The organism is Trichocoleus sp. Lan (assembly GCF_039961855.1).
In the GTDB taxonomy this organism is placed as follows: Bacteria; Cyanobacteriota; Cyanobacteriia; order Cyanobacteriales; family FACHB-T130; genus FACHB-T130.
The window spans coordinates 99,280-122,223 of record NZ_JAMPKA010000014.1; the positions used below are offsets into that span (position 1 = coordinate 99,280).

Consider the following 22,944-nt stretch of genomic DNA (forward strand, 5'->3'; position numbering starts at 1 on the left):
ATCGCATCACCTCCAACTCCTCTTGTTAAGGCACGAACCGCCCTAAAATGCCTTTCGCAATCTTTCTATCCCTTGGATTGGAAGAAAGCAAGCGCAACAACAATTGACGAAAAACCCAACGCCTCAGCAACGGCAAAAATAACAGCGACAGACGCTTAAAGCCTACTTGCAAGAACCATGCCATCGCCGCCGATGCTAACAGCGTCCATAAATTCAGGCGCTGTAAGTTAGAGATAACTGTCGCCGCCGTAGTTAGCAAAGAGAGCATCCAAGATAGCCCATTCAACCATAAGGCAATCTTGAGCTGTAGCTGATTGAGCAGTTGATCGATTAGCCAATGGTGAGCAGTTGCGATCGCTAAACACCAAATAGAATCTTTAAGACAATCGTGGCGAATTTGGTGAATGATATCTCCATCGAGAGCGATCGTACTCTGCATGACAAAGTTTTCCGCTACTGACTCACTACTCTCCGCTTGCTCGTAGTGAGTGCAAAAAATCAGCCCAGACTGTAAGCAGCTTCCCGCGTCTACTAGCGCATAAGAACGCAACTCTGCTAGCAAACGCCGGGAAATGGATAAGTTTTGTCCATTGGTTCTCGCTTGCAAAATTTGATCGAGGATGTTTTCATCTAAGTTGAATCTGATGAAATGAGACACTAACTGTCCCTTTGCGTCTTTGACTTCCTCGATTTGAATGCATGAATCTAAATTAAGAGGTTGCCTAAAGGAACCTGATAGATAATTTCCCACTCCTTCTCAGCTCATCTTTCCTATTTTTTTGGCCTATTTTTTTGGATCGGTTTTTTCAGGATTAATTGCGGTTTTTGAATAAATTTTTCATTGAGGAACTACCTTGATTGACCAACGATTCTACTAAATTCACCATAAATTCTAATAACCCATGCCACTGTTTTTCACCCGCAGTAACACCCTGTCTATGGATATCTAAAATGATATCTTTATGCTCGTGTTCAAAAAGTCTCTGATGATAGCGGTTGATAATATCTCCATCTAACTGAATGATTGATTGGGCATAAATCATATCGGTTGTTACTTCTTCAACCGGGTCTAATGCTTGCGATGCTTCGCTTTTTTGCAAAGACTTATTCCGATTATCCAGGGCTGCTTTCAGCTCATCAACCTTCCGCAAGCTCCGTAAAAATCTACTGTCATCGAGTAAGTTTTGAATCTTGTTAATCTCAACAGCCGGATTCGCAGAAGGACTCAGCGGGTTAGGCAGTTTTGTTTTTTGAATATCCAGTTCTGCTGTGGGATCGCTGAGAACTCGGACATATTCTCTGAGCTGTGAAGCATCCTGTTCTAAAAGTTTCTCCTCAAGGTAATACAAGCAATACTCTGTCTCGATTTGTTTACGCAGACTCAGATACCGAGGCCTTAGAGATGGATGGATTCCTGCCCTTTCCAAATAGGTTGTGGAAATTGGGTAAATATCTCGATACGCTTCCCAAGGAATAAACTTAGTCCCGCTAATATGATCCACGACCATTGTATTTACTTCGAGAGCCGTGATGTCGATTAGCACATCGGTCAGAGACTGCAAAAAGTTGTTAAAATTTTTCCGCAGGTTGGGATTAATCTCGTTGCTATTGGTATCTGGTGTATTGACCATCGTTGTACGAATCCAGTTTGGTTTTAATGATTATTTGGAGGGTGGTGGAGGCGATGGGTTGTCAAATTCATCATCTTCTTCAAATTCATCAAACTCATCAAACGGCTTTGGCGGTGTTTGTGAAGGCGGTGTTTGTGAAAATAAAGCCTCTTCAATGTTGACGGGCGATCGCGTATCCTCTGACATCGGTGGAGAAGGCTGGGAAGGCTCCACGGGAGTCTCTCCAAACAAAACCGCTATGGGATCTGAAATGCCGCTAGGATTGCTGCTGATATCGGGCGTCGTTGACGGCTCCTCATCTTCTTCCCAGCCATCGTCATTGTCATTCCAGTCCTCATCTTCAACAGGCGCAAACCTCGCTGAGAAGCGGGGTGTCGGTTCCTCCTCAACTTCCACTTCTTCCCACTCCTCCTCGGTTCCCCAGTTCACCCCCGAGCCGAATTCCGGCGTCCACCCTGGCTGAAACGGTGGTTCCTGGATGACGGCTTCTTCCCATTCCTGGGCACTCACGGCTGGCTCTACAGAGGTTTCTGGGGTCGCTGGGGGCAGGAAATCCGGAGGAAGCGCCGAGCCGAATTCCGGCGTCCACCCTGGCTGAAACGGTGGTTCCTGGATGACGGCTTCTTCCCATTCCTGGGCACTCACGGCTGGCTCTACAGCGGTTTCTGGGGTCGCTGGGGGCAGGAAATCCGGAGGAAGCGCCGAGCCGAATTCCGGCGTCCACCCTGGCTGAAACGGTGGTTCCTGGATGACGGCTTCTTCCCATTCGGCACTCACGGCTGGCTCTACAGGGGTTTCTGGGGTCGCTGGGGGCAGGAAATCGGGTGTGACGGATGGAGTGGGTGCAATGGCAGGAACGGTGTCAATCTCTACTCGGGGGTCAAATGCGATCGCATCTGTTGGCGACCCCTCAACAAGCAAAACTTCAGGCTCAATTGTCACGATAGAAGCTGCGGTTTCGTCTGGCGGTAGGCGAGGATCAACTCTAGACTTGTCTGGAGGAATCGGGGCAGCTTTAGGATTCTGGTACCCGACTCTTAGCAACATCCCAAATAACTTTTGCAAACTCTTGAGATTGTCGTTGATAATCACGCGGCTTTGCTGAACTTGCTCTAGATGGAATTGTCGCAGTTCGCTATAGGGGCCACTGTTGAGAAAGCGATCGCCAATCTCGTTGGTGATGTCGCCCTCAACGATATTAATCCGGGTCTGCATCCGCGAACCTGGTTGAGGCTGTTCTTCGCTTGTCCTGTCATCTATGTCGGTAGAGCTAACCCAGGTGGTGATTTCTAACTCAATCGCTTCACTGAGTGCCGTAGAAAGTGCCTCAACAATTTTGCCAGCTTTGAGTTGTTGTTTGAATTTATCGCTTGCCGCCATAACCAAATTTCCAGCCAATTGTGAGTTGTCAATAGAAAGAGGACTGAGGACTGAGGTTTGAGGACTGAGGTTTGAGGACTGAGGTTTGAGGACTGAGGTTTGAGGACTGAGGTTTGAGGACTGAGGACTGAGGACTGAGGTTTGAGGACTGAGGACTGAGGACTGAGGTTTGAGGACTGAGGTTTAAAGCAACTAGGGTACAAGCCTTTTCAAAACGGAAATTAGAGGCGCAGTTTGTTTCAAGTTGATGTAGCCCCAAGGAATAAAGCGTCCTGATTTCAAGCCCCTATTTTTAAGTTTGAGGTATCCTCAACACTCAAAACTCTAGTCCTGAAGAGAAGCTTGACCTTTGACTTGCATTTATTTTGGCTCTCCAGTGTTCTGAGTCTCAAGGATTTTCGGGATTGATGGAAGGTAACACTTGTTGTGGATTTGAACGCGATCGCGATCCTGGTATCTCAGACAGCGTGTTCGTTAAAACTGTAAACAGCTGTTGCAAGTTTGCCAGGTTTTCCTGAATAATTTCCCGACCTTCGTGAACTTGCTGGAGGTGAAATTCCCGCAGTTCGTTGTAGGGGCCGCTATTCAGAAATTCGCTGCCGACTTCATTTTCTATATCACCATCCACAATATTGATGCGGGTTCGCATACAGTGACCGGGTAAAGGTTGACCGGATAAAGATTGGTCTGTCCTCACCCCAGGCGAGGCGTCTGAGTCAGCCGATGAAACCCAGGTGGTGATTTCTAACTCGATGGCTTCGCTGAGTGCCAAGGTGAGCGCCTCAAAAATTTTGCCAGCCTTGAGTTGTGCTTTAAACTCGTTACTTACTCCCATGAACAAAAGCCCTCCAAAAGCTTTGCCTTAGCCAATATTAGACACGCAGATCCTTTGCCTTTATCAAAAATCTAGGAACGTTAACAAATTCCGGAGCAATTCAAGAAAAAGGCACAAATCAATTATCAGTTGTTATTTGCTAGTAGCAATGGACAACAAACTTCTTTCATTTTTTATCCTGCCAAAAGTCGGTGACATCATATCCCAGTTCACCGAACATCTGGCGAAGTAGTGGCAAGCTCAGACCAATGACATTCGTATGGCAACCTTCCAGTTTGTCTACAAATAGTCCCCCTCTGCCTTCCAAGGCAAAGCAGCCAGCACATTTGAGGGGTTCGCCAGTGGCGACGTAGGCTTCAATCTGGCGATCGCTAGCATCGGCAAAATAAACTTTTGTGATGCCGCAGCGTACCACGGTTTTGTCTTGCTGCTGGTCAATTAAAGCATGACCCGTATAGAGTTCGCCGATTTGGGAGCGCATTTTTTGCCAACGGGCGATCGCTTGTGCTGCATCTGCTGGTTTCCCATGAATTTCACCGTTAACCAGCAACACCGAATCGCATCCCAATATCAAACCATCTGGAAATTGACTCGCAACCGTTTCCGCTTTCCGCAACGCCAGAGTTTGCACCAATTCGGATGCAACGCTAGTTGAGACTTGGGATTCATCAAAATCACTAGGGCAAACCACCGGCTCGATTCCGGCACTTTGCAACAGGCGACGGCGGGCTGGAGAAGCGGAGGCTAAGACTAAAGTGGGAAGGGTCATCGTTCTGTTGTCAGTGGCGAGTTGCTAATTGTCAAAAGTTTTAAGTGTTGAGTTTTGAATTAAATAATTCTCTTTTCGCCTCAACTCTTATCACTCTCATCACTTTTATGAGCCATTAGCCATCAGCCGATCGCTATTAATAGACAGAAAATGAACTAACGACTTGCTCTAACAATGGCTTCAACTTTTCCCAGCGTTTTTCTGTGGTAGAAGCGTTGAAGGTGACAAGTTTACCGCGACTGACGGCGATAGAGGCAAGATTATGGCGTTGCTGATTGGGGAGTTTGACGGTGTATTCCAGTATGTAATAAGTCTTAGAGTTAGATTCCAGCTTTTCAGCGTTCACTAATTCTGCCTCGCGTCCCGATCCTGGGGGTGCGATCGCGCTTTTTGATAATTTGTATCCCACTTCCGTCGGTGTCCCCAACTCAGCGAGGCTTTTCTCTGCCCCAACCGGGTTAATGACGACTGACACATTTTCAGAAGGCTCAATGATATCGTGGAACACTACATCGGCTCCACCTTTCACCTCGACTGGAAGCCAGCCGTTGGGATATAGGAACTGATAACCGTCGGTGCTATCTACATAGCTTTTTAAGCCACTGGTGGCACTAGCGACAGTGCAACTTTGCAAGCTTACGCTTAATACCACCAGTAGTAGTGCGGCAATCCGTTTTAGCATTTCCCTCTTTCCTTGCAATTTTGTCACTAAGCGCCATTTGTCTCATTTTCCCACTTCCGGGGAACTTCAGAGGAAACAACGCTACAGAGGAAATAACCTGGTTTGCCGTCTCAAATAGCCGCAATTCTCTATTGGATGCAGTCCCGAACCTCACCCCTAACCCCTCTCCGTTCACGGAGAGGGGAAATATTGAACCCCTCCCCGTTCACGGGGAGGGGCAGGGGTGGGGTTCCGAGTGTCTATCGCCCAAGATTTTTTGTCCGAATGCGTCGCCCCTACTCGCACGGATTATTCAGGCAATTTCACCATCTCTCGCACGTTACCGCACACGCCACCCACTCCCTGGCTAAACTGACGATCTTGCTGATGGACGATCGTTGGCATCCCATATTTCGGTGCCATGACAATCACCCCAAAACGGTCTACCTTCAGATGGGGAATGCATTGCAGGCGGTAGCGTTGTAAAAGCATTGCCAGCACTATTTTGATTTCCATCATGGCAAAGGCTGCACCGATGCACATCCGAGGCCCAGCGCTGAAGGGATTGTATTCAAAAATAGTGGGTTCAAATCCTTCCCAACGGTGCGGATTAAAAACCGCCGGTTCTGGATAGAGTTCGGGCATCTGGTGAGTCTGGTAAATACTGACAAATACCTCCGTTCCCGAAGGCAAGGCATAACCACCGAGTTCAGTCGGTTGCGCGGTGACGCGCCCATTCCAGGGGACTGGCGGCAATACACGCATACTCTCTTTGATAACTCGCTCTAATAACGGCAACTGTTGCAATTGCTCGACTGTCGGCGCTTCACCATGCAGCACGCTTTCGAGTTCGTCGAGGAGATCGGCAAAAATTTGCGGATGCTGCGAGAGGAGGAACAGCGTCCAGGTAAGTGCATTGGAACTGGTTTCGTGTCCGGCTAAAAAGAATACCCCAGTATGTCCCAGCAATTCATCATCGCTCAGAGCGAGGCCAGTTTCGGCGTCACGAGCTTGGATCAGCATCGACAGCACATCCCCATCGTCAGTGCCCTTTGCCCTTTTAGTTGCAATCAGCGATCGCATCTCGTCGTCAAGTTGGGCGATTAGATTCAGAAAGCGATGGTAGGGCAGTCCTGGTAAGTCCACAGGGAATAGTGCCATCATTGGCGTTCCCAGCAAACCGACAGCATCCTGAAAAATTCTCCCGGTAGTGCCGCCCATCTCACCAACATCAGCACCAAACAGCGTCTTTGTCGCCACTCGCATTGTCAGCAGCCGCATAATCTGGTCAATGTCACTTTTTTCCCCAACCCGGATTTGATCGAGTACCGATTGGGTGATGGTAACGATATCGTTGCGGTAGGACTCGATGCGCTGTTTGTGAAAGGCGGGCATGAGGAGTTGACGAGCTTGCCGATGGCGATCGCTATTGATGCCAAAGAGTCCCACGGCAAAGTGCTTCAGGGGTTCTGTCCGCGCCGAGGCTTCCCGCCTGCGGTACAATTTTCCGGATAAGGGATGCTTATAATAAATCTCGTGCTGGGTCGTTACTTGGCGCACGAGTTCCGGGCCATAGACAAATACAGTACCGGAACAATTGGGGAGCGGTGAATAAAGATTTGTGCCCCCACCATAAGTCAGGGAGACAACTGAGCCATAGGTTTGGAAAAGGTCGCGGGTATAGCCGATCGAGTCGGATGCGAAGCGATAAATATGGGTAGCACGTCCGAGAATGGGTCCTGGACGGGGGCCGGGAACGGTTAAATTAGGCTTTAGGGTGGTCGAAGTCATCGTAGTCTCCTTCAGTGATGACATCAAATCAAGCAAATGCGCGAACAGTCTGTAACTGTATGCGCTTAACCTTAACTGCCTCTTGAGTTTACTTGCTCCGTTGGGTTAACTATCTTCATCAACCGGAAGTTATTGCGATCGCGTTTTTGGTCGGGTGCCAGATAACTACGAGATAGACGGTTTTATCGAGTTAAGTAACGGTTGAATAAATAGTTATGCCGCTCGTCTGGGGAGCCGTTGGAGAAGTTCCAGAAAGAATCGGTGTTGGTGGTTTCTAGAGCGGTCGGTGCAGCAATTTTGCAGAGGCGATCGGTTTTGCAGAGGCAATGTAATTGGGGCAGAAAGAATTAGATTTTCTCCTATCTTCGACAGACTATATTTTCTGTTATTCCCCGATTGGTAAATCGAACCTGTGAAACCGAAGTCACGATATGAAAGCTAAAGTTAGCGACGCCTACACCTTTTTCACCGACTACTTCTAAAGTCAATTCTCCCTGATGACCCGAACTACCTAGATCGGAGATAATATAGTTTTTGCCCTGGGTCGGTGCAACAACTTTCACGCTGCCTACTCGCTCTAGAATGGGCTGACACCTTTTGATTGAGTCCACCACTTCGTTGTAATCACTAAATTGTGTGTATGCCCATTGCTGCCGAACTTCAGCAGCAGCCTTTACACCGGGGAAGCTGCCGTTGCGAAGCGAGAGCAAAGTTAAGACGATCGCGCACGGAATTAAGGCTCTAAACAAGAAAACTATTAGAGTGTAATTAGATTTAATTGGTTTGAATTTACAAGCAATCCAAATTCCTAAGAAAGATAGCAAAAATGAAATAAACAAACTAAGAATTGGTGAAGAGTATGACACCGGGGTTAGTAAGCTGAGAGAAAAGGGTAAGGTACCAACCAGCAAACTGATAATGCAACCTAACACCAGAAATGACGGCTCAATTGCTAATTTTTGGGTTGAAATTTGCTGAAACACCAGAGCCGTGGTGTAGACACCAAGAAGATATAGCGTAAAAGCGATAATTGCCCCTAAGTTAAACCACCCAGTAATGCTCATTGCACGATAGTTGAGGAAATAAAAGTTCATAGGCGTCAGGGTGCCGATATATGCAGATAAAAGCCCCACCAACACAGCCACTACCGCTACTAGATTTTTTCTCACGAGAAGATTGCTCCTCAAAGCACATAGCTCCTCTGAATACATCTGTATCTTGAGGTATTACAGAATTCAACTTCTTATATAGCGCCAGACGATACGTGGTTACAGCTGATTGGCGATCGCCCTGAATTGTTTCAATTCACAACCCAAACCGGAGTAAGACTGCGCTAGCTTGTATCTCCTGACGGCACTTATTTTGTTCAATGCCCGACAGGAGAGGACAAGCATGGGAACTGAGAAAGATTCCAGAAAATCGGGACGGCGATATACCTCATTTGAACTTCAGGGGGTTTCTGCACACAAGCAAAAATCATTCTGGTTAACAATTCTAGGGACTGTCCTTGTTGTCCGGGGTGGAATGTTTTTGCTGAATCCCCAACTGGCAACCTTAGAATGCGATCGCCTTCAGTCTTTGGGTATGTGTAAACTCGTGGTGTCTAGTTTGCGAGGGGAAACCGTGACTCCCTTCCCACTCGATCGATTAGAGAAAGCAGACGTTCAGAAACATGGAAAATCAAGTCAGCTTGTCCTGCTAACCTCTGACGGGAAACTCTACTTTCCAATTAATAATGGTTTTAGCTTTACAGATGACAAAGCCTCTCAGATTAATGCATTTGTGCAAGATTCAGAAGCCAAGTCTTTAAAACTGGAGCAGGATAATCGTTGGTTCGTCTATCCGCTCGGAGCTAGTTTGATAGTGTTAGGAATTTTCTCTCTGGGGCTTAACTTAAAAGGCTTACTAAATCGCTCTGCACGTCGAACTAAACTTTAATACTCTTTGCCAGCGCGATCGCGTGTTTGGTCGGATGCCGTATATCTAAAGCATAGACGCTGTTAGACCGCTCTAATTCGGTATAAATCGCCACTCTTGAGCAGTTAAACCGCACAAATGCAGGATAATCCTCGGTATAAAGGTGTTAGACCGCTAATTAGCGTTTGAATAAATAGGTAAGCCGCTTGAGTCCTCGGTAAAGGCGGTACTTCAAGATCATATATAAAAATTTAGGTTTGCATACAGTTTTTATTCTTGGTAAGTAGATGGCAAAGGTTGCCATTTGACCAAATCGAATATAATTAGCTAATACAACTATAGTCTGTTATAGTCTGTCCAAATTTAACTCCCCCTGCAAATCACAGTTATGCCTAAACTAGAACTTTTGGAAGAAAAAGAAGAAGTAAAGTTTTTTGAGGAAGATGAAGACCAAGAACATGGGCTTGAGTCTAATGTTAGGCGGAGATCAGAATTAGAGGAAATTTCAGGAATTGTTGTAGCTGGAACTGACTGGACAACAGCTACTATAGTCGATCAGCTTGTCCGTGAAAACATCCAACTTAATCCAAGATTCCAAAGGCGGGATGCTTGGAATATAATTCGTAAAAGTAGGTTTATAGAATCAATTATTCTGGGGTTTCCTATTCCACAAATAGTGTTAGCTTCTAATGAAAAACAACGGGGTAAGTTTATAGTTCTTGATGGTAAGCAACGCTTACTTACTATTCTTCAGTTTTATGGGAAAAGTGAAACCCAAAATAATAGGTTTGCTTTGAAAGGGTTAGAGTTTAGACCCGATCTAAATGGTTGCAAACATGAAGACATAAAAAATAATCCTAACTTTAAATCAGAACTTGATGCTCTCGATAACCAAACCATTCGTACTACATTGATTCGGAATTGGCATACTGAAAATTTTCTCTACAAGATTTTCCTCCGCCTTAATGTAGAGAGTACCCCCCTATCTCCACAAGAGCTGAGGCAAGCGTTACATCCAGGAGATTTTATCAACTTTTTAGATGACCAATCACTTAAAAGTGAGGCTTTGAGAAAAATCTTCAAATCAAAAGATTCTGATTTTCGGATGCGTGATGTCGAATTACTTTTACGATACGTAGCATTCCATTATTTCCTCTCCGAATATCGTGGTAATCTTAAAGCATTTCTTGATATGACTTGCAAAGAACTCAATAAAAATTGGAAAAAGAGAGAGTCTGATATTCAAGATACAGTTAGTCAATTTGAGAAGGCAGTGCAAACAAATATTAATATATTCGGAGAAAAATATATCTCTCGTCTGTGGTTGAGCAGCTCTAATACTTATCGAAGCCAATTTAATCGAGCTATTTTAGATGTAATGGTTTTTTATTTCTCGGACGAGATAATAAGACAAGCGGCTGAAAGAAATAAGGCAGCAGTGGAAGATGCTTTTAAGAAGTTATGCTCATCACCTAATAGCGAATTCCGAGAATCTGTTGAGGGGAATACAAAAAACGTTCGTGAAACTCACACTCGTCTTTCACTGTGGGGCAGAGCTTTGTTAGAGGTTTTAGATGTAGAGTTTAATGTACCTGAACTCGTTGATAATCGTATTATCTTCAAGGGTTTGAGGTAATTTTTTGTATAGGTATGCCAAGATCCGTTAGATATCGTACTCTGACCAAGGAGCTAAATAGGTTAAAAAAGCAATTTCTTCCTAAGATTAGCCCTACAGGTTTATATTCTGACAGACAGTTAGCCCTAACTCTTGCCTACAGAGTTTTAGCTCATGCTGAAATTGAGGCTTATCTTGAGGATAGAGTTTGGGAAGTAGTCATTGATGCCAAAAATGATTGGAATAATACAGGTAAGACTCGTCGTCCTTTGATTTGCCTGCTTGCCTTCTCTGGTCAAATGATGGATACCCCGCCGGACACGCTTACTCCAACCAATTCCAGCCAAGACGCTTGGAAAAAGAAATTAAAGATCAGTAAAAAAATTGACTCAGCTATCACCTGTTTTAATGGGGTTATTAGGCAGAATCATGGAGTAAAAGAAGCTAACCTATTGGCATTGCTTTTGCCAATAGGAATAGATAGTGATGATTTAGATCCTGTTTTGCTTGCTACGATGAATACATTTGGGGAGCAACGAGGTCTTGTAGCGCATTCCTCAGCTACGTCCTATAGAACTGTTCAACCACCAGATCCTGCAACTGAACTGAGTAGGGTACAGCAAATTGCTCAAGGACTTTTGCAAGTGGATAAGTTAATGAATAATCTGATGAGGTAGATGAAATTCAAGTATCAGTCGCAGCCTAACAAACCGCTGTACCGGAACGACTAATAAACGTGTCGGTTGAGATGCAGAGGGTATATGCCCCCCGATGAGTTTGGTCATTAGCCTCTTTTTCAATTGACATAGCAATAAGACAGCTAGAGGATGGACGGGCTATCTTAACCGTTGAGTAAACTGAGTTTAACCTTCAGTTGTGTCAGCTCTCTTGTCACCTAAGTCAATGCAATCTCTTATCCTTTAAGTTTTGATCGATGTGCTGCATTTCCTCAATCGCCTCTCCAGTAACGATCACGTAAATTTCGGTGTAGATTTCTGTATTTAGCCAACTCTTGAGCCGACAGGATTGTAAAGTCTGGTAATCGAATAAGTCTGAATCTTTCCAAAGAGTTAGGCAGGAAATCGTTAAGCATCCTAGCGTGAAGGTATGGCTCATACTCATGACTAGCGAGCTGGGGACGCTATAGCGATCGCTATGAGGCAATACAACGGCATTCCTCCTCATTGGACACGACGCGAACTACTTCAGCTTGGGGTAGCAGGCACGATCTTACCGTTCGCGGTCTCTCAACTCTCTAGTTGTTTGCAACAGAATTTATTGACAATGGAAAGTTCAAAGCAAGCTGATTCTTCCGCCACAGAAGGACGATTATTATCCCGCCCAACTCGCCCGACAGCAACCGCAACTACCGGATTGCACCCGCTAGGGCTGGACGGACAGCGGGATGGTTTTATCTATGTACCCAAAACTTATCGGGCAGAACAACCCGCGCCACTGGTGTTGATGTTGCATGGAGCCGGAGGCGATTCAGAAGGGGCGCTGAACATCGTCCGCCATCTGGCAGATCCCTTCCAGACGATTCTGTTGGCAGTAGACTCGCGCCGACAAACTTGGGACGTGATTCGGAGTGGCTACGGTGCCGATATTACTTTTATCGATCGGGCGCTGGCACAAACCTTCAGTCGTTACGCGATCGCTCCAAATCAGGTAGCGATCGCAGGTTTCTCGGATGGGGCTTCCTACGCCCTTTCAGTGGGCATTACCAATGGCGACCTATTTAGTCATGTCATTGCCTTCTCACCGGGATTCATGGCTCCTGCGGGACAGGAAGGGAAGCCGCAGGCATTTATTTCTCACGGGAAGGGGGACACGGTGTTGCCGATTGAGCGATGCAGCCGCCGGATTGTGCCGCAGTTACAACGGGCAAGCTATGACGTGCAGTATCACGAGTTCAACGGCCCCCATACGGTTCCAGGCGCGATCGCTCAGCAAGCAATGGAGTGGTTTACCCAAACAGCACCGAAGGAGAATTGAGCATCCCTGCCTCTTGAATGGCGGCAAAGGCAGTTTCCCCTAAAATGCGATGAGTCGCTGTTGTAGGATGAATGCCATCCCAGAACAAAAACTGGTCTGGACTGCCAGAAGTCCCAGCACCAGCCAAACACGCATTGAGGACATTGGTAAAGCCAAACGCCGCCGGATTCGCGATCGCTTCTCGATACAGCCGATTGGCATCGAGAGTGGCAATCTGAAGGTCAGAATGCTGCTGAGCTACCTTAAGCGATCGCCTTAAACCTTGATTATGGGCTTGGGTTAATGCACTGAGTCTGGCAGCATTTGCACTGGTTCGGGTAGTCGGCAACCGTCCCAAATCGGGTAAGTTTACCACCAGGATCTTTTTAGCGCCCTTATCAGATAGAGAAGCGATCGCTTTAGTGATATTTTCAACAGGAATTGTGGCTAGCTCGACTCCCTGTAAATAATCATTTCCTCCCGCCCATAACACATACAGCGCTTCTGAATTCAGCGGTTGATGTGTTTGGATAAATGATTGCACCTGGGCTAGCAAACCAGGGACAAAACTATTGCGATCGTTTCCAGAAGTTGCTCCTCCGTAAGCAAAATTTTTGGTTTGATTAGAGTCGAGATGCAGGCGAAGGGCAAGATACTCAACCCAAACCCGACCATTTGAGTAACGTCCCTGAAAGTAGGGTGGATTGGGTGGATACATTCCTCCCGTCGCTCGGAACACCGTCCCCGCATCCGAAAGGCTGTCGCCAAACACATAGAGTTCTGTAATCGGATGAGTGTTCTGAATAGATGTTGTGAGTACAGCCATGACAAAAATCAGGTCTCAAATCCTGTTGATAAAATTCTGTTCTTTCTTGGTTCTTTCTTGAAAGATCCGAAGAGTGCTATTTTTACCTGATTAAAACCAACTTCAACAATTATTGGTTCTAGTTTTCAGTAAAGATGCTGGCGATTTGTCGCTTCTCTAGGCTAACAAGCTGACTTCAGCAGCGGAGGACGCAACCGAATACTTTCTAGTGTGGATTTTGCCAATAGCCTAAAATGCGATCGCTGCTCAACGCCAGAGAATTAGCCCAGCTTGTATACCAAAAAACAATCGTCAATCCTCTAGGAGTTAGATGTAATTTCTGAGAGGAAGCGAAACAATTGAAGCAGCCTAATCCCGAAGATAGGTCTGTTTCCGCTTCCGTTTATTTTCTGGGAGTCAAATTCTTCTCCCCATCGTCAATAACGAACCGCACTCAAGAATTCGTTTTCGTTGCGAGTGCTGTACGCGCTGAGGTTGTTACAGAGGTATTGCCATGACTTCAAACCAAACTACATCCCAGGCGAGTAGCCAAGGAAATTCTTCCGTCCATCAGCGCGATCGCCGCCCTCTGATTGTGGCTGGTCTTGTGTTAGGAATGAGTCAGGCTGGATTTTTTGATGGGATTGTCATTCATCAATTATTACAATGGCATCATATGTTTTCCAGTGTTAAAACTGATGCTACCGTTGCCGGTTTGGAACTAAATACTCTTGGCGATGGGTTGTTTCATCTGTTTGATTGGCTATTAACATTAATTGGGCTTTTTCTGTTTTGGCGAGCCGCAAAACAAAGTCATTCTTTGTCAGCACCAACCTTTATTGGTTCACTATTACTAGGATTTGGAGCGTTCAATCTTATTGAAGGAGTTATCGATCATCAGATTTTAGGCATTCATCATGTCAGACCGGGTTCGCATACGTTAGCTTATGATATTGGCTTTTTAGTGATTAGTGCCTTAATCGCTAGTGCTGGTTGGATAGTATTGCAATCAGCAAAATCGAATAAAAATGAAGCTGAAACGTAGAAGTTTGAGCGAGTCAGTATTGAGAACAGTCATTATTGCTACTAGGCAGACCTTATATATGAAGCAGTCCTACTGATTCGTGAACGTCAGAACCCCGACTTCTCTAAGAAGTCGGGGTTCTGAATACATAGAGTATAACTATTGACAAAGATTCAACAGTTAATACCCGGTATTTAAATCAGCTCTCCAGTAACCTCTAACTGAGTATGTGTAATCCTTTGTGTTGTAAACTCTGCTCGATCTGTTGCATTTCTTCGGTCGTTTCTCCAGCAACAATTCCGTAAATTTCGGTGTAGATTTTCCCGTATTTAACCTTCTCCAAAGCTGACAATATCGTAAAATCTTTACGCTCCAATTCTGGTTTCAACGTGGCAAGAATGGACTCTAATGTCCCATCCATCCGATAATCGCTAGAATACTTAGCGACTTCTTTTCTCAGTCCCAGCAAAGTATGACGCTGTAAGCAGAGTGGAGTCGAGCCATTCACTCGAAAATTGGCATCGATTGCATAGAGTTGTCCGTCTTTATCTTCCAATACATCAAAGCCAATCACGCCGAAATACCCTTGTTGATGAGCATACTTACCAACCGCAGCAATCATCTCAAAGAACTTGCTCATGTCGGTTTCTCGGTAGTGAATGAGTCCTCCTAAATAATTGCCTTCTGGAGTGACAAGTTGGGTTGTAGTGCCAATCAGCGTAATCTCTCCTGTCTTGCTGACATAGAACTGCACGCAGTAGTTCTGCACTTCATTCTTGACAAATTCCGAAACAATAATCGTATCCACGAACTTAATCTCTAGGTATTTCCTTAATTCATGCAAGCAGTAGTTTAACTCGCTGGCGCTTTTGATAATATAAGTACCTTCGCCTGAGAGTCCGTGGGAGGTTTTGATCAAGTATGGGAATTGTGGTAGCTGAATGTCTTCCAGGCTAATTTGGTGCAGATTGTAGGTTTTATATTTTGGACATTGTATCCCCAGATCGGCTAGCGCTACTTTGCTAAGCAAGCGGTAGTGAGTATCCGGATGAACAGCGTGTTTTTCTGGTTTGAGATGATCGAAGGGAAATAGAGTGATGAGTTTGTCAAAGCGATCGCTTTGAGATTCTTCCGGAGTATGTATCTGGCTGAGTTCATCCAGATAAGTTGAGCAGTCTATCCTCTCTATGTTTTTGTAGCTGAAACCAAAATGTTCCCGCCAATAGTTAATCAGCGCGTCTTCTGGCGAACTGATGATAACTCCTGGAAGGAGATCGCCTAACACCGCTAGATTTTTCCAAGGTTCCTTCTGGCAAATTTTATCGAAGGAAGTTTTGGTGGCTTCACTACTACCGTCTTGAATATAGTATTTTTTATTGTTAGGGTAAGCAGCCCAAGTCGCAGTCGCCGGGTAATTTAGGATAAATGCATACCGCCCATCTGTGATGTCTTGAGCAAACAGATCGGAAAGAGAATTCCCCTGAAAGTATTGAAAGTCGTATGTTGAGTTCATAAAAAATTACCCCTATGAAGCAAAAGCAGGCTGCACAGCAAACAATCAGTATTCTCTCAAAAAACCAATTTTTCTATCATCTTCCTAGGGAGTATTCACTTCAGGAGAAATGGGAAGATAAGCAAAGCTGATAAAATGCCCACACAACTTTTAGTTAGAGAATGAATTGTTATCATTCAGCAATTTGAGCTTTTCTAGCTACTTGCATCACCGCCTCAATCTGAGCTGAACTGAATACGAGATACCCGACTTCTCCAAGAAGCCGGGTATCTGAACTGCTACCATCTCACAAAGGTTGGGGTGGGGTTCCATCCCGTCTTAAATGGGTAGCCAACTCGATTATGCGGCTGGTGAGTGAGGCGTCTGCATCTGTTCTGTATGTGGCTCAAAGGATGCTACTTTTGAGTTGTTTTCTTCTTCTTTCTTGATAAACGCCACTGGTTTGTCCATTTCTGCGGTCATATAAGCTACCGCCATGTCAGACGAGTTGTACGACCACCCAATACGTCCCTGACGGTCTATCAGGATGCAGCCAGCCTCTCCTTCAACCTTAGAGACAAGAGTGTCAATCGCCTTCTGTGCTGCTTCCTCTGGATGGGTGTCTCCAGCCAAAAAATCAATCGCTGTCTTGGCAAGAACCACTGGGATAATTGACTCGCCATCACCCGTCGTTGAGCAACCGCCCAAGTGGTTATCAGCGTATAAGCCGCAACCAACCAGGGCTGTGTCGCCAACGCGACCCTGTGGCTGACCTGTAGTGCCCCCAGTGGAGGTTCCGGCAACTATGGTGCCGCTAGCATCTAGAGCTACACAACCGACAGTGTTAGGACGGTCGATAACTTCCTGCTCCTCTTCCCACTCCTGCTGCTGCTCCTTACTGATCAGGTCTTCTTTTGCACACATCTCCATCCCGTGTTCAACAGCGAAGCGTTCGCCGCTCCGCGCCACTAGGAGCCGGGCTTTTTCATCCATAATCTTGTGTGCCACCGAGATTGGATGACGCACTCCTTGAACTGCTGCTACCGCTCCCCAACCTAATTTAGCGCCCTCCATCATCGCCGCGTCTAGCTCTACCTCTCCTTCACTGTTGAGAGTTGCACCAAATCCGGCATTAAACGTCTGGTCAGCTTCGAGAACACGGATTGCCACCTCAACGGCTTCTCCGGCACTGCCTCCACTGCGAAGTACTGCCCAACCTGCTTCTACCGCTGCCAAGCAGCCAGCATGGTTAGCTTCAATCTTCTCTTCTTTGATGGTTTTTGCTCCACCATGAACAATTATGCTTATTGTCATACGTGCCTATTTCTAAATTCTGCTTAGATGTATGTAAATGCGATCGCGCAAACGGCTTTGTGAAACAATCGCACTCATCCCTGCCTGTAGCCTAAGTAAGCCTAAGCACCTAGCAGCGTAAAGAAAGACTGCTTAGGGAGCTTGCTCAGCTAAAGCCGGGTTTGGCTATTGACCCGATTGCGATCGCTGTGTCTAGTGGTTGGAATTCCCTACAGGTAATATTCCCCGTCGTTTGTTCCCTGTTTTACATTTAAGGGCAGCCTTTAACTTACAGCTTCATCCCTATAGAATGTCTTACTTGCACTTAAGGCTGAATTCTGTATGAACTAAATTTGTAACTTTAAATACAAAAACTCTTAAAATTGCTGGTTGTTGCATCGGTGTTGCTCCCCGTTCATCCGTTTATCGCTGGGAATGAAATAGCGTTGGTTTGCATGGGGTAGTACATCTTTCAGATTTCAGGGTGAAAACTCTCTGGTTGGAAACACTCTCCTCTATCAAGCCTTCCCTGTAACGCCACGCTTCAAAGATTTCGTTCCTGCCATCATCAAGAGTTTTTGAGTCAATTCTATAAACTTTTATTTGATTTTTATATCCATTTTCTTTTCTTTTAAATGACCTTAGCTTTAAGCCGAGTAAATTCAAAACCTTGCTAAGCACTTTTATGCAACTTAGGCGCTCTTTTTCGGTTTCCATCGGAATGCTGATTCCGATAGCACGTTTAATGTGTTTGCTACACCGGAGTGCAGTCGCTTTGAGTTCAACTAAGTCTAAATCAGTTTCTTTGAATTCACGCTCCGGATGGATAAATTGCAGCACTCCTAATGCTCTAAGTGCCTCTATTTTCAAAGTATAAGTATTCAAATCTGGCAGGAAAACTTTACCATCGCCTCTTTCCAACTGCTGATGCCATTCTTGTTGATCTTGTAGTTGAAAATACTCGCTTTCGTGAGTCAAATAGTAGTGAACCAACAACTGTGAATAATATCCCCGATCGTCCCGTAACTTTAATTGAGGAGTCACTTCTACCCCATAGCGCTGTTTCAAGATGTATTTCTGCACTTGATTTCGCTCCTCATCTGTCAAAGAACGCTTGGTTAACAGACGCTCATATTCTCTGGGTTCAATGTCTGGAGAATTCGCAACTGCACTCGCTGCTTGTAATTCAATTTGATTCCGAATTTTGACAATTTGATGCTTGATAGATTTAGTCTTTTTGCGGCGCACTTCAAATTCTTGTTGAATTTTAACAATTTCTCGAACCAGCTTCTTAGAAGTTTCCCAATCGCGAGGAGCTGCTGCTAAAAGCGCCATCCGTAGCTCTCTGAGACGCTCGTGAGGGGGAGCATCGCTCATGACATTTACCTGATGTCCTTCAGCGATTAATCCTTCTAACATCGATTGACGGTACAGAGTAATCGAAGCATTTACTCTGGCTGCAAATTTTGCCCAACTTCTGAGGTGAATTAAGTCATAAACTAAAGGCAAATCAACATCAACTGGATGAAGCGGACTCATCAAAGCTAGGTTTTCTTTCTGATTTTCCTGGTACCAGTGAGACAGTACCCGATAATTCTTACTACCACTGCCAATCATGCCAATGCCTCGTTTGGCACACCAAACAATTCGCGGCACGCTCTGACGAACTCTGGCTAATGCTTGTCGTGCTTCCGAGTCTGGGATTACGCCTTGAAAAATTCCATAAACCCGGTCGAAATGTTCCACGTCAATGCTGACTCCCGTACCAAGGCTAGGAGTTACAAAAACTGCGTCATAGTCTAAGGCTTTTTGGTTGATGCTTTCAACAAAATTGACCGCCTCATGACCAGGAGTGCTGGTTGTTTGAGAACTGACGACTAAGGTCTTGGGGTATTGTCGAAGGAACTGTTCTAGACGTTGTTTGATGTAGCGATCGATGGTTTCTGAACTGTAACGACCAGAACGACTATCGGTTGTAACATAACACTTTCGTCCGGCTATCAGATCGAGTTCCAACTGTTGAATTAGCAGAGTAGGGTTTGGGGTGTTGTGGAAGGTGACATCCCAGCCATCAGGCTTCCACTCATTCAATACAACCCACGGCTCAATTTTAATGCCTGCGAGTCCTTTCAGGTAGTCTAGGGAAAGGTCTGATAAGTCAGCATCTTGGGCGATAACCAAACCGCCAGTTTGTAGAACGGTGGAGATTAGCTGCTGGAAGACTCTTAATATCTTGATTCGCTTGTCTTTACAAGTGTCGCTGTTGAGGAGATGCCATAAGGATTGCTCAACTTCATCCAGAATCACGATCGCGCCTTGCCAATGTTCTGGGTTCAGCTTCCAAATGGAATCAATACAGAGTCCTAAAGATGGGGCAATGGGTAATAAGTTATCCGGGTTTTTATCCCGTTTTTCGAGTGTGCGGTGATTAATCCAGTTCACTCCAATTTTTTCGCACAAGAACTGCCCTAGTTGGATTCTATGGGTGAGTAGCAGGACGCGATCGCCTCTATTTTTCGCTTCTTGGATCAGCGATACCAGCGCGGTAGTTTTGCCGGTTCCTTTAGCAGACTTGATTCCAACTAATCCAGAGGTGGGAAAAGGCAATTTTTCCAGGTAGCGACGGTTGAGGGTGAGTGCTGGGGAGTAGGTTAACTCGGTGTGGGGTTTGCTTTTGGCAAGGTCAGTTTCTAAGGTGAGGCTGGCTTCATAGACGGCCTGGAAGGCGGCAGCACCTTGGGCGACCATAAAATCATCAACGCCTTTTTCTAAGCCGGGAAGCCGGATAATTTTGACCGGGCAATTTTGTGCTTCTAACAGTTCGCCTAGTTGAGTTTGCGCTTGATTGACTGCCTTAATGGTTTTGGGTTGAGTTTCGTAGTCAAAGCAAATGAAAAAGGGGCGCTTGAGCCGAGTGAAGGCGAGAAGGTCTGGAATTAATTGTCGGCTAAGAACATTGCCTTGAAAGTCTTTGGTGACGCGGTAGCCGCTAGTAATGCCCGGTAAAGCGATCGCAGCATATCCTTGGGTTAACAAAGCCGCTGCTTTTTTGGCTCCCTCGCAAAGGATCGTCGGGATTTTCATCTCTAGCACCCACTGCCAAAATCCCAGCGCTTCTCCGTTTTGAGCGATCGCAATCTTCTCTGGCATGGGGATACCGTAGCGGGATGCCGTCTGCTGCCAGATATGAAGCGGCACTCTCAGACAAAAAATCCGTGTCGGCGTGCAGGGCGGATGCTCGTACTTGATGAGTTTACCCTTTTTATCTGGTCTGGGATGGTTCGGCTTATAACACCCCCACTCCATCAACCTCCAATCGTTAAGGGGATCGAGTCCCGAACACCACCAGCCTCCTTTCGCCCCATGAGCATAGCGATGCAGCCACCAACTGCTCACCATCCCAGTATTCGTCCGGGGAATGCGATTGGAGATCAACAAATACTCATAAAAGGCATCTCCTTCCAATGAGATGAAGTTGAGTAAAGCCAGATCGCGGTCAATACCGCTGTCTAAGGCTAATTCCTGAAAGTGTTTGGGGTTTAGGCTGGGTGGATGCATTTGGAGGAGTATAAAACTCTTGAGACATCAACGGATCTAAAACCGTACCACGAACCAGCCGATTAAACAGCTAAAGCGTGGAGGCATAATTCACAGACACAGCTCCTGAAACCCTTGTAAAATCGTAGTTTTTTCCGGTACCGTTCCCCAACAGAGCGCACCAGGGCGAGAAATTTCGGAACCTCACCCCCAGCCCCTTGACCTTGACGGAGAGGGGATCTTGAATTCCTCCTCGTTTACGGGGAGGGGCAGGGGTGGGGTTCAACCGTACTGCACCCAAATGAGAATTGCCGCCATGAATACCGACTATTCCTTTAGGCAATACACAATAATCGGGTGGGGTTGCCCCTTTACCTGCTGGGGAGGCAATTCTTGAGTCGAAATCGTCGAGGGTAATTGCTTATGAGTCGCCGCACTCAGCAGCAACGGTGTTCCAAGTTCTTTGGTCAAAGATTCGATTCGCGAGGCGACGTTCACCGGATCTCCGATCGCAGTGTACTCCAATCGCTGGGGTGAGCCGATACTGCCTAACACCACAGATCCCGTATGAATGCCAATTCCCATTGCTAAAGGAGCTTGTCCCTGTTTTGCTAAGTCGCTATTAATAAATTGCAGGCTGAGGAGCATTTTTTGAGCCGCTGCAACAGCCTTGGCAGCATGATTGTGTGGGTCATCTCCGACGCCAAACAGCGCCATAAATCCATCCCCTAAGAATTTGTTTACCATCCCCCCATGTTCCTGCTCAACAATTTTTACCATTTCAGTCAGGAACAAGTTCAGCATGGTCACGACTTGCTGAGGAGAAGAAACCGCGCATCGGGCTGTAAAGTTGCGGATGTCAGCAAACACAATTGTTAATTCCTGCTCGACCCCGCCTAAGCTGGGATCGCGCTGGAGAATCTGTTGAGCGGCTGTTTGACCGACATGACGACCAAAGGTTTCTTGCAAGCGTTGTTTGTCTCGCAACTCCTCAATCATGTCGTTAAAATCATCAATTAAGGGGCCAAATTCGTCAGCTCGCAGCAATTTGATGTGAATGTTAAGGTTCCCGGCTGCCACAGCGCGAGCCGCTTGCTGTAGAATTTCTACGGGTTCAACGACTAATTGACCGACCATCCAAGCACTGCTAAACCCGAAGACCATACCCAACACCCCGACGGATATGGTAAACCAGGGGTCGGGCGTTGCGGATGAACGATAAGTCAAGCTTAAAAGTAATAGCGAAGCGATCGGGCATACCCCAGCCGAGACTGCCCACACGAGTCCTCGTTGCCGCAGCGAGAGGGGGAAAGCCCCCGGTGTTTCCGCCGGGTGAGCTTCTTGAAACAGCAACGGGTATAACAGTCGCTGGGTAAACAGCTCAACGATAAAAAAACCTTGAGGGATAGCAATCAGCGCTGCAACGATCACCGAAATCGACAGGTGCAAGAATACGCGCCGGTCGAGCGTTCCCGGAGCATAATGCAGGGCAAGTATAAATACGGGAATGCACAACAGCCAACCGATTCCCGCCAGAAGCATTCCCCACCACGGCAGATTAATCGCGAGTTGTCTGGCTTTAATCAGATGCTCGGCTCTTAAGGTTTGCTGGTGCAGGATCTGCTGTAAAGGTCGTTGTAGCGACAGCACGAGCTGCACCCAGAGGGACAGAGCGACTGGGTAGACGACAACGTTGTAAACCAACAGAGTATTGACAAAGACTCTATTCTGCGCGGGAGTCAGCAGCGATTGAATCTGGGTCAGGTTGTACCAGATATTAAATGCACTGCCAATCAACTCGGCAGCCAGTGGCGCACAGGCAATCATCCCTAGACGATAAAGAATGAGCCAGTTTAATTGACTCCTATCAACCAATCCATAACGGGATGCCATGTCCGCCTCCTTGATTTGGCATGGTTTTACAGCGATCGCTTCCCGGCTTCTGGTTTTACCGATTCCGACAGCAGTGTGCCTTACTCATCATTGTGCAAAAAAGATAAGTAGTTCAGTGATTTCTTACCACTATGCTTTAGAAATTGAGCTGTTTCCGGGGCATTTTCAGATGAACTCACAAACTCAGCCAATTTTTTAGTCTGGGAGGAATTATTTACCCAATGCCTCGCCTCTACGAGATGCCAAGATGAATCCAAATGCTTTGCCATTGGGACACGGCAATGCCGTGTCCCTACGCTCATTGGGATGAACCGTAATTTCACAAAA

21 protein-coding genes are annotated in these 22,944 nt (G+C 46.2%); 6 read left to right on the forward strand and 15 right to left on the reverse strand.

Annotation, left to right across the window (positions count from 1 at the left end; genetic code table 11):
• Positions 1 to 25: 25 nt before the first annotated feature.
• From NDA03_RS14235 to NDA03_RS14275, 9 genes are all read right to left on the reverse strand, one after another.
• Positions 26 to 658, reverse strand: coding sequence for a hypothetical protein (locus NDA03_RS14235; protein ID WP_190430725.1), 633 nt, complete (start codon positions 656 to 658; stop codon positions 26 to 28).
• A 154-nt stretch (positions 659 to 812) separates the two neighbouring features.
• Complete coding sequence (locus NDA03_RS14240; RefSeq protein ID WP_190536737.1) at positions 813 to 1,631, reverse strand: hypothetical protein; 819 nt, start codon at positions 1,629 to 1,631, stop codon at positions 813 to 815.
• A 30-nt stretch (positions 1,632 to 1,661) separates the two neighbouring features.
• Positions 1,662 to 3,011 (reverse strand): hypothetical protein, encoded by a 1,350-nt coding sequence (locus NDA03_RS14245; protein ID WP_348238338.1) that lies wholly within the window; start codon positions 3,009 to 3,011, stop codon positions 1,662 to 1,664.
• A gap of 28 nt (positions 3,012 to 3,039) precedes the next feature.
• Positions 3,040 to 3,270, reverse strand: coding sequence for a hypothetical protein (locus NDA03_RS14250; protein WP_348238340.1), 231 nt, complete (start codon positions 3,268 to 3,270; stop codon positions 3,040 to 3,042).
• Positions 3,271 to 3,399: 129 nt separating this feature from the next.
• Positions 3,400 to 3,846, reverse strand: coding sequence for a hypothetical protein (locus tag NDA03_RS14255; protein WP_348238341.1), 447 nt, complete (start codon positions 3,844 to 3,846; stop codon positions 3,400 to 3,402).
• 166 nt (positions 3,847 to 4,012) lie between these two features.
• Entirely contained in the window at positions 4,013 to 4,615 is a 603-nt protein-coding gene (locus NDA03_RS14260) for a nucleoside triphosphate pyrophosphatase (protein WP_190430729.1), read from the reverse strand.
• Between the two features lie 136 nt (positions 4,616 to 4,751).
• Complete coding sequence (gene psbP / locus NDA03_RS14265; protein WP_190430730.1) at positions 4,752 to 5,297, reverse strand: photosystem II reaction center PsbP; 546 nt, start codon at positions 5,295 to 5,297, stop codon at positions 4,752 to 4,754.
• A gap of 288 nt (positions 5,298 to 5,585) precedes the next feature.
• Positions 5,586 to 7,067, reverse strand: a complete 1,482-nt coding sequence (locus tag NDA03_RS14270) for a cytochrome P450 (RefSeq protein WP_348238343.1) — start codon at positions 7,065 to 7,067, stop codon at positions 5,586 to 5,588.
• 359 nt (positions 7,068 to 7,426) lie between these two features.
• The gene (locus NDA03_RS14275; RefSeq protein WP_348238344.1) at positions 7,427 to 8,236 is read right to left on the reverse strand and encodes a hypothetical protein; all 810 of its coding nucleotides are present in this window, start codon (positions 8,234 to 8,236) and stop codon (positions 7,427 to 7,429) included.
• 223 nt (positions 8,237 to 8,459) lie between these two features.
• On the opposite strand from NDA03_RS14275, the gene NDA03_RS14280 reads away from it, so the two are divergent.
• The 3 genes from NDA03_RS14280 (at position 8,460) to NDA03_RS14290 (ending at position 11,276) form a co-directional block, all read left to right on the forward strand.
• Complete coding sequence (locus NDA03_RS14280; protein WP_348238346.1) at positions 8,460 to 9,005, forward strand: hypothetical protein; 546 nt, start codon at positions 8,460 to 8,462, stop codon at positions 9,003 to 9,005.
• Positions 9,006 to 9,372: 367 nt separating this feature from the next.
• On the forward strand, positions 9,373 to 10,620 hold the full coding sequence (locus NDA03_RS14285; RefSeq protein WP_348238348.1) for a DUF262 domain-containing protein: 1,248 nt from the start codon (positions 9,373 to 9,375) through the stop codon (positions 10,618 to 10,620).
• 14 nt (positions 10,621 to 10,634) lie between these two features.
• The gene (locus NDA03_RS14290; RefSeq protein ID WP_348238350.1) at positions 10,635 to 11,276 is read left to right on the forward strand and encodes a HEPN domain-containing protein; all 642 of its coding nucleotides are present in this window, start codon (positions 10,635 to 10,637) and stop codon (positions 11,274 to 11,276) included.
• Between the two features lie 223 nt (positions 11,277 to 11,499).
• Here NDA03_RS14290 and NDA03_RS14295 read toward each other — a convergent pair whose 3' ends face one another.
• Entirely contained in the window at positions 11,500 to 11,784 is a 285-nt protein-coding gene (locus NDA03_RS14295; RefSeq protein ID WP_348238352.1) for a hypothetical protein, read from the reverse strand.
• 99 nt (positions 11,785 to 11,883) lie between these two features.
• On the opposite strand from NDA03_RS14295, the gene NDA03_RS14300 reads away from it, so the two are divergent.
• Positions 11,884 to 12,594, forward strand: a complete 711-nt coding sequence (locus tag NDA03_RS14300; protein ID WP_348238354.1) for an alpha/beta hydrolase-fold protein — start codon at positions 11,884 to 11,886, stop codon at positions 12,592 to 12,594.
• Here the strand turns inward: NDA03_RS14300 and NDA03_RS14305 are convergent.
• Positions 12,566 to 13,399, reverse strand: coding sequence for an SGNH/GDSL hydrolase family protein (locus NDA03_RS14305; protein WP_348238356.1), 834 nt, complete (start codon positions 13,397 to 13,399; stop codon positions 12,566 to 12,568). The two genes, NDA03_RS14300 and NDA03_RS14305, sit on opposite strands and share 29 nt — an antisense overlap.
• Positions 13,400 to 13,892: 493 nt before the next feature.
• Between NDA03_RS14305 and NDA03_RS14310 the strand changes: the two genes are divergently transcribed.
• Positions 13,893 to 14,423, forward strand: coding sequence for a DUF2243 domain-containing protein (locus NDA03_RS14310; protein WP_348238358.1), 531 nt, complete (start codon positions 13,893 to 13,895; stop codon positions 14,421 to 14,423).
• Between the two features lie 196 nt (positions 14,424 to 14,619).
• On the opposite strand, the gene NDA03_RS14315 is transcribed toward NDA03_RS14310, so the two are convergent.
• The 4 genes from NDA03_RS14315 to NDA03_RS14330 form a co-directional block, all read right to left on the reverse strand.
• A complete protein-coding gene (locus tag NDA03_RS14315) occupies positions 14,620 to 15,915 on the reverse strand; it encodes a carbamoylphosphate synthase large subunit (RefSeq protein WP_348238360.1) in 1,296 nt (431 codons plus the stop codon).
• Between the two features lie 339 nt (positions 15,916 to 16,254).
• A complete protein-coding gene (locus NDA03_RS14320; protein WP_348238362.1) occupies positions 16,255 to 17,208 on the reverse strand; it encodes an isoaspartyl peptidase/L-asparaginase family protein in 954 nt (317 codons plus the stop codon).
• A gap of 402 nt (positions 17,209 to 17,610) precedes the next feature.
• Positions 17,611 to 20,745: a plasmid replication protein, CyRepA1 family gene (locus NDA03_RS14325; RefSeq protein ID WP_348238364.1), complete on the reverse strand. Its 3,135-nt coding sequence runs from the start codon at positions 20,743 to 20,745 to the stop codon at positions 17,611 to 17,613.
• 306 nt (positions 20,746 to 21,051) lie between these two features.
• On the reverse strand, positions 21,052 to 22,617 hold the full coding sequence (locus NDA03_RS14330; RefSeq protein ID WP_348238366.1) for an adenylate/guanylate cyclase domain-containing protein: 1,566 nt from the start codon (positions 22,615 to 22,617) through the stop codon (positions 21,052 to 21,054).
• On the opposite strand from NDA03_RS14330, the gene NDA03_RS14335 reads away from it, so the two are divergent.
• A complete protein-coding gene (locus NDA03_RS14335; RefSeq protein ID WP_348238368.1) occupies positions 22,616 to 22,816 on the forward strand; it encodes a hypothetical protein in 201 nt (66 codons plus the stop codon). The genes NDA03_RS14330 and NDA03_RS14335 overlap by 2 nt on opposite strands.
• Positions 22,817 to 22,944 lie beyond the last annotated feature (128 nt).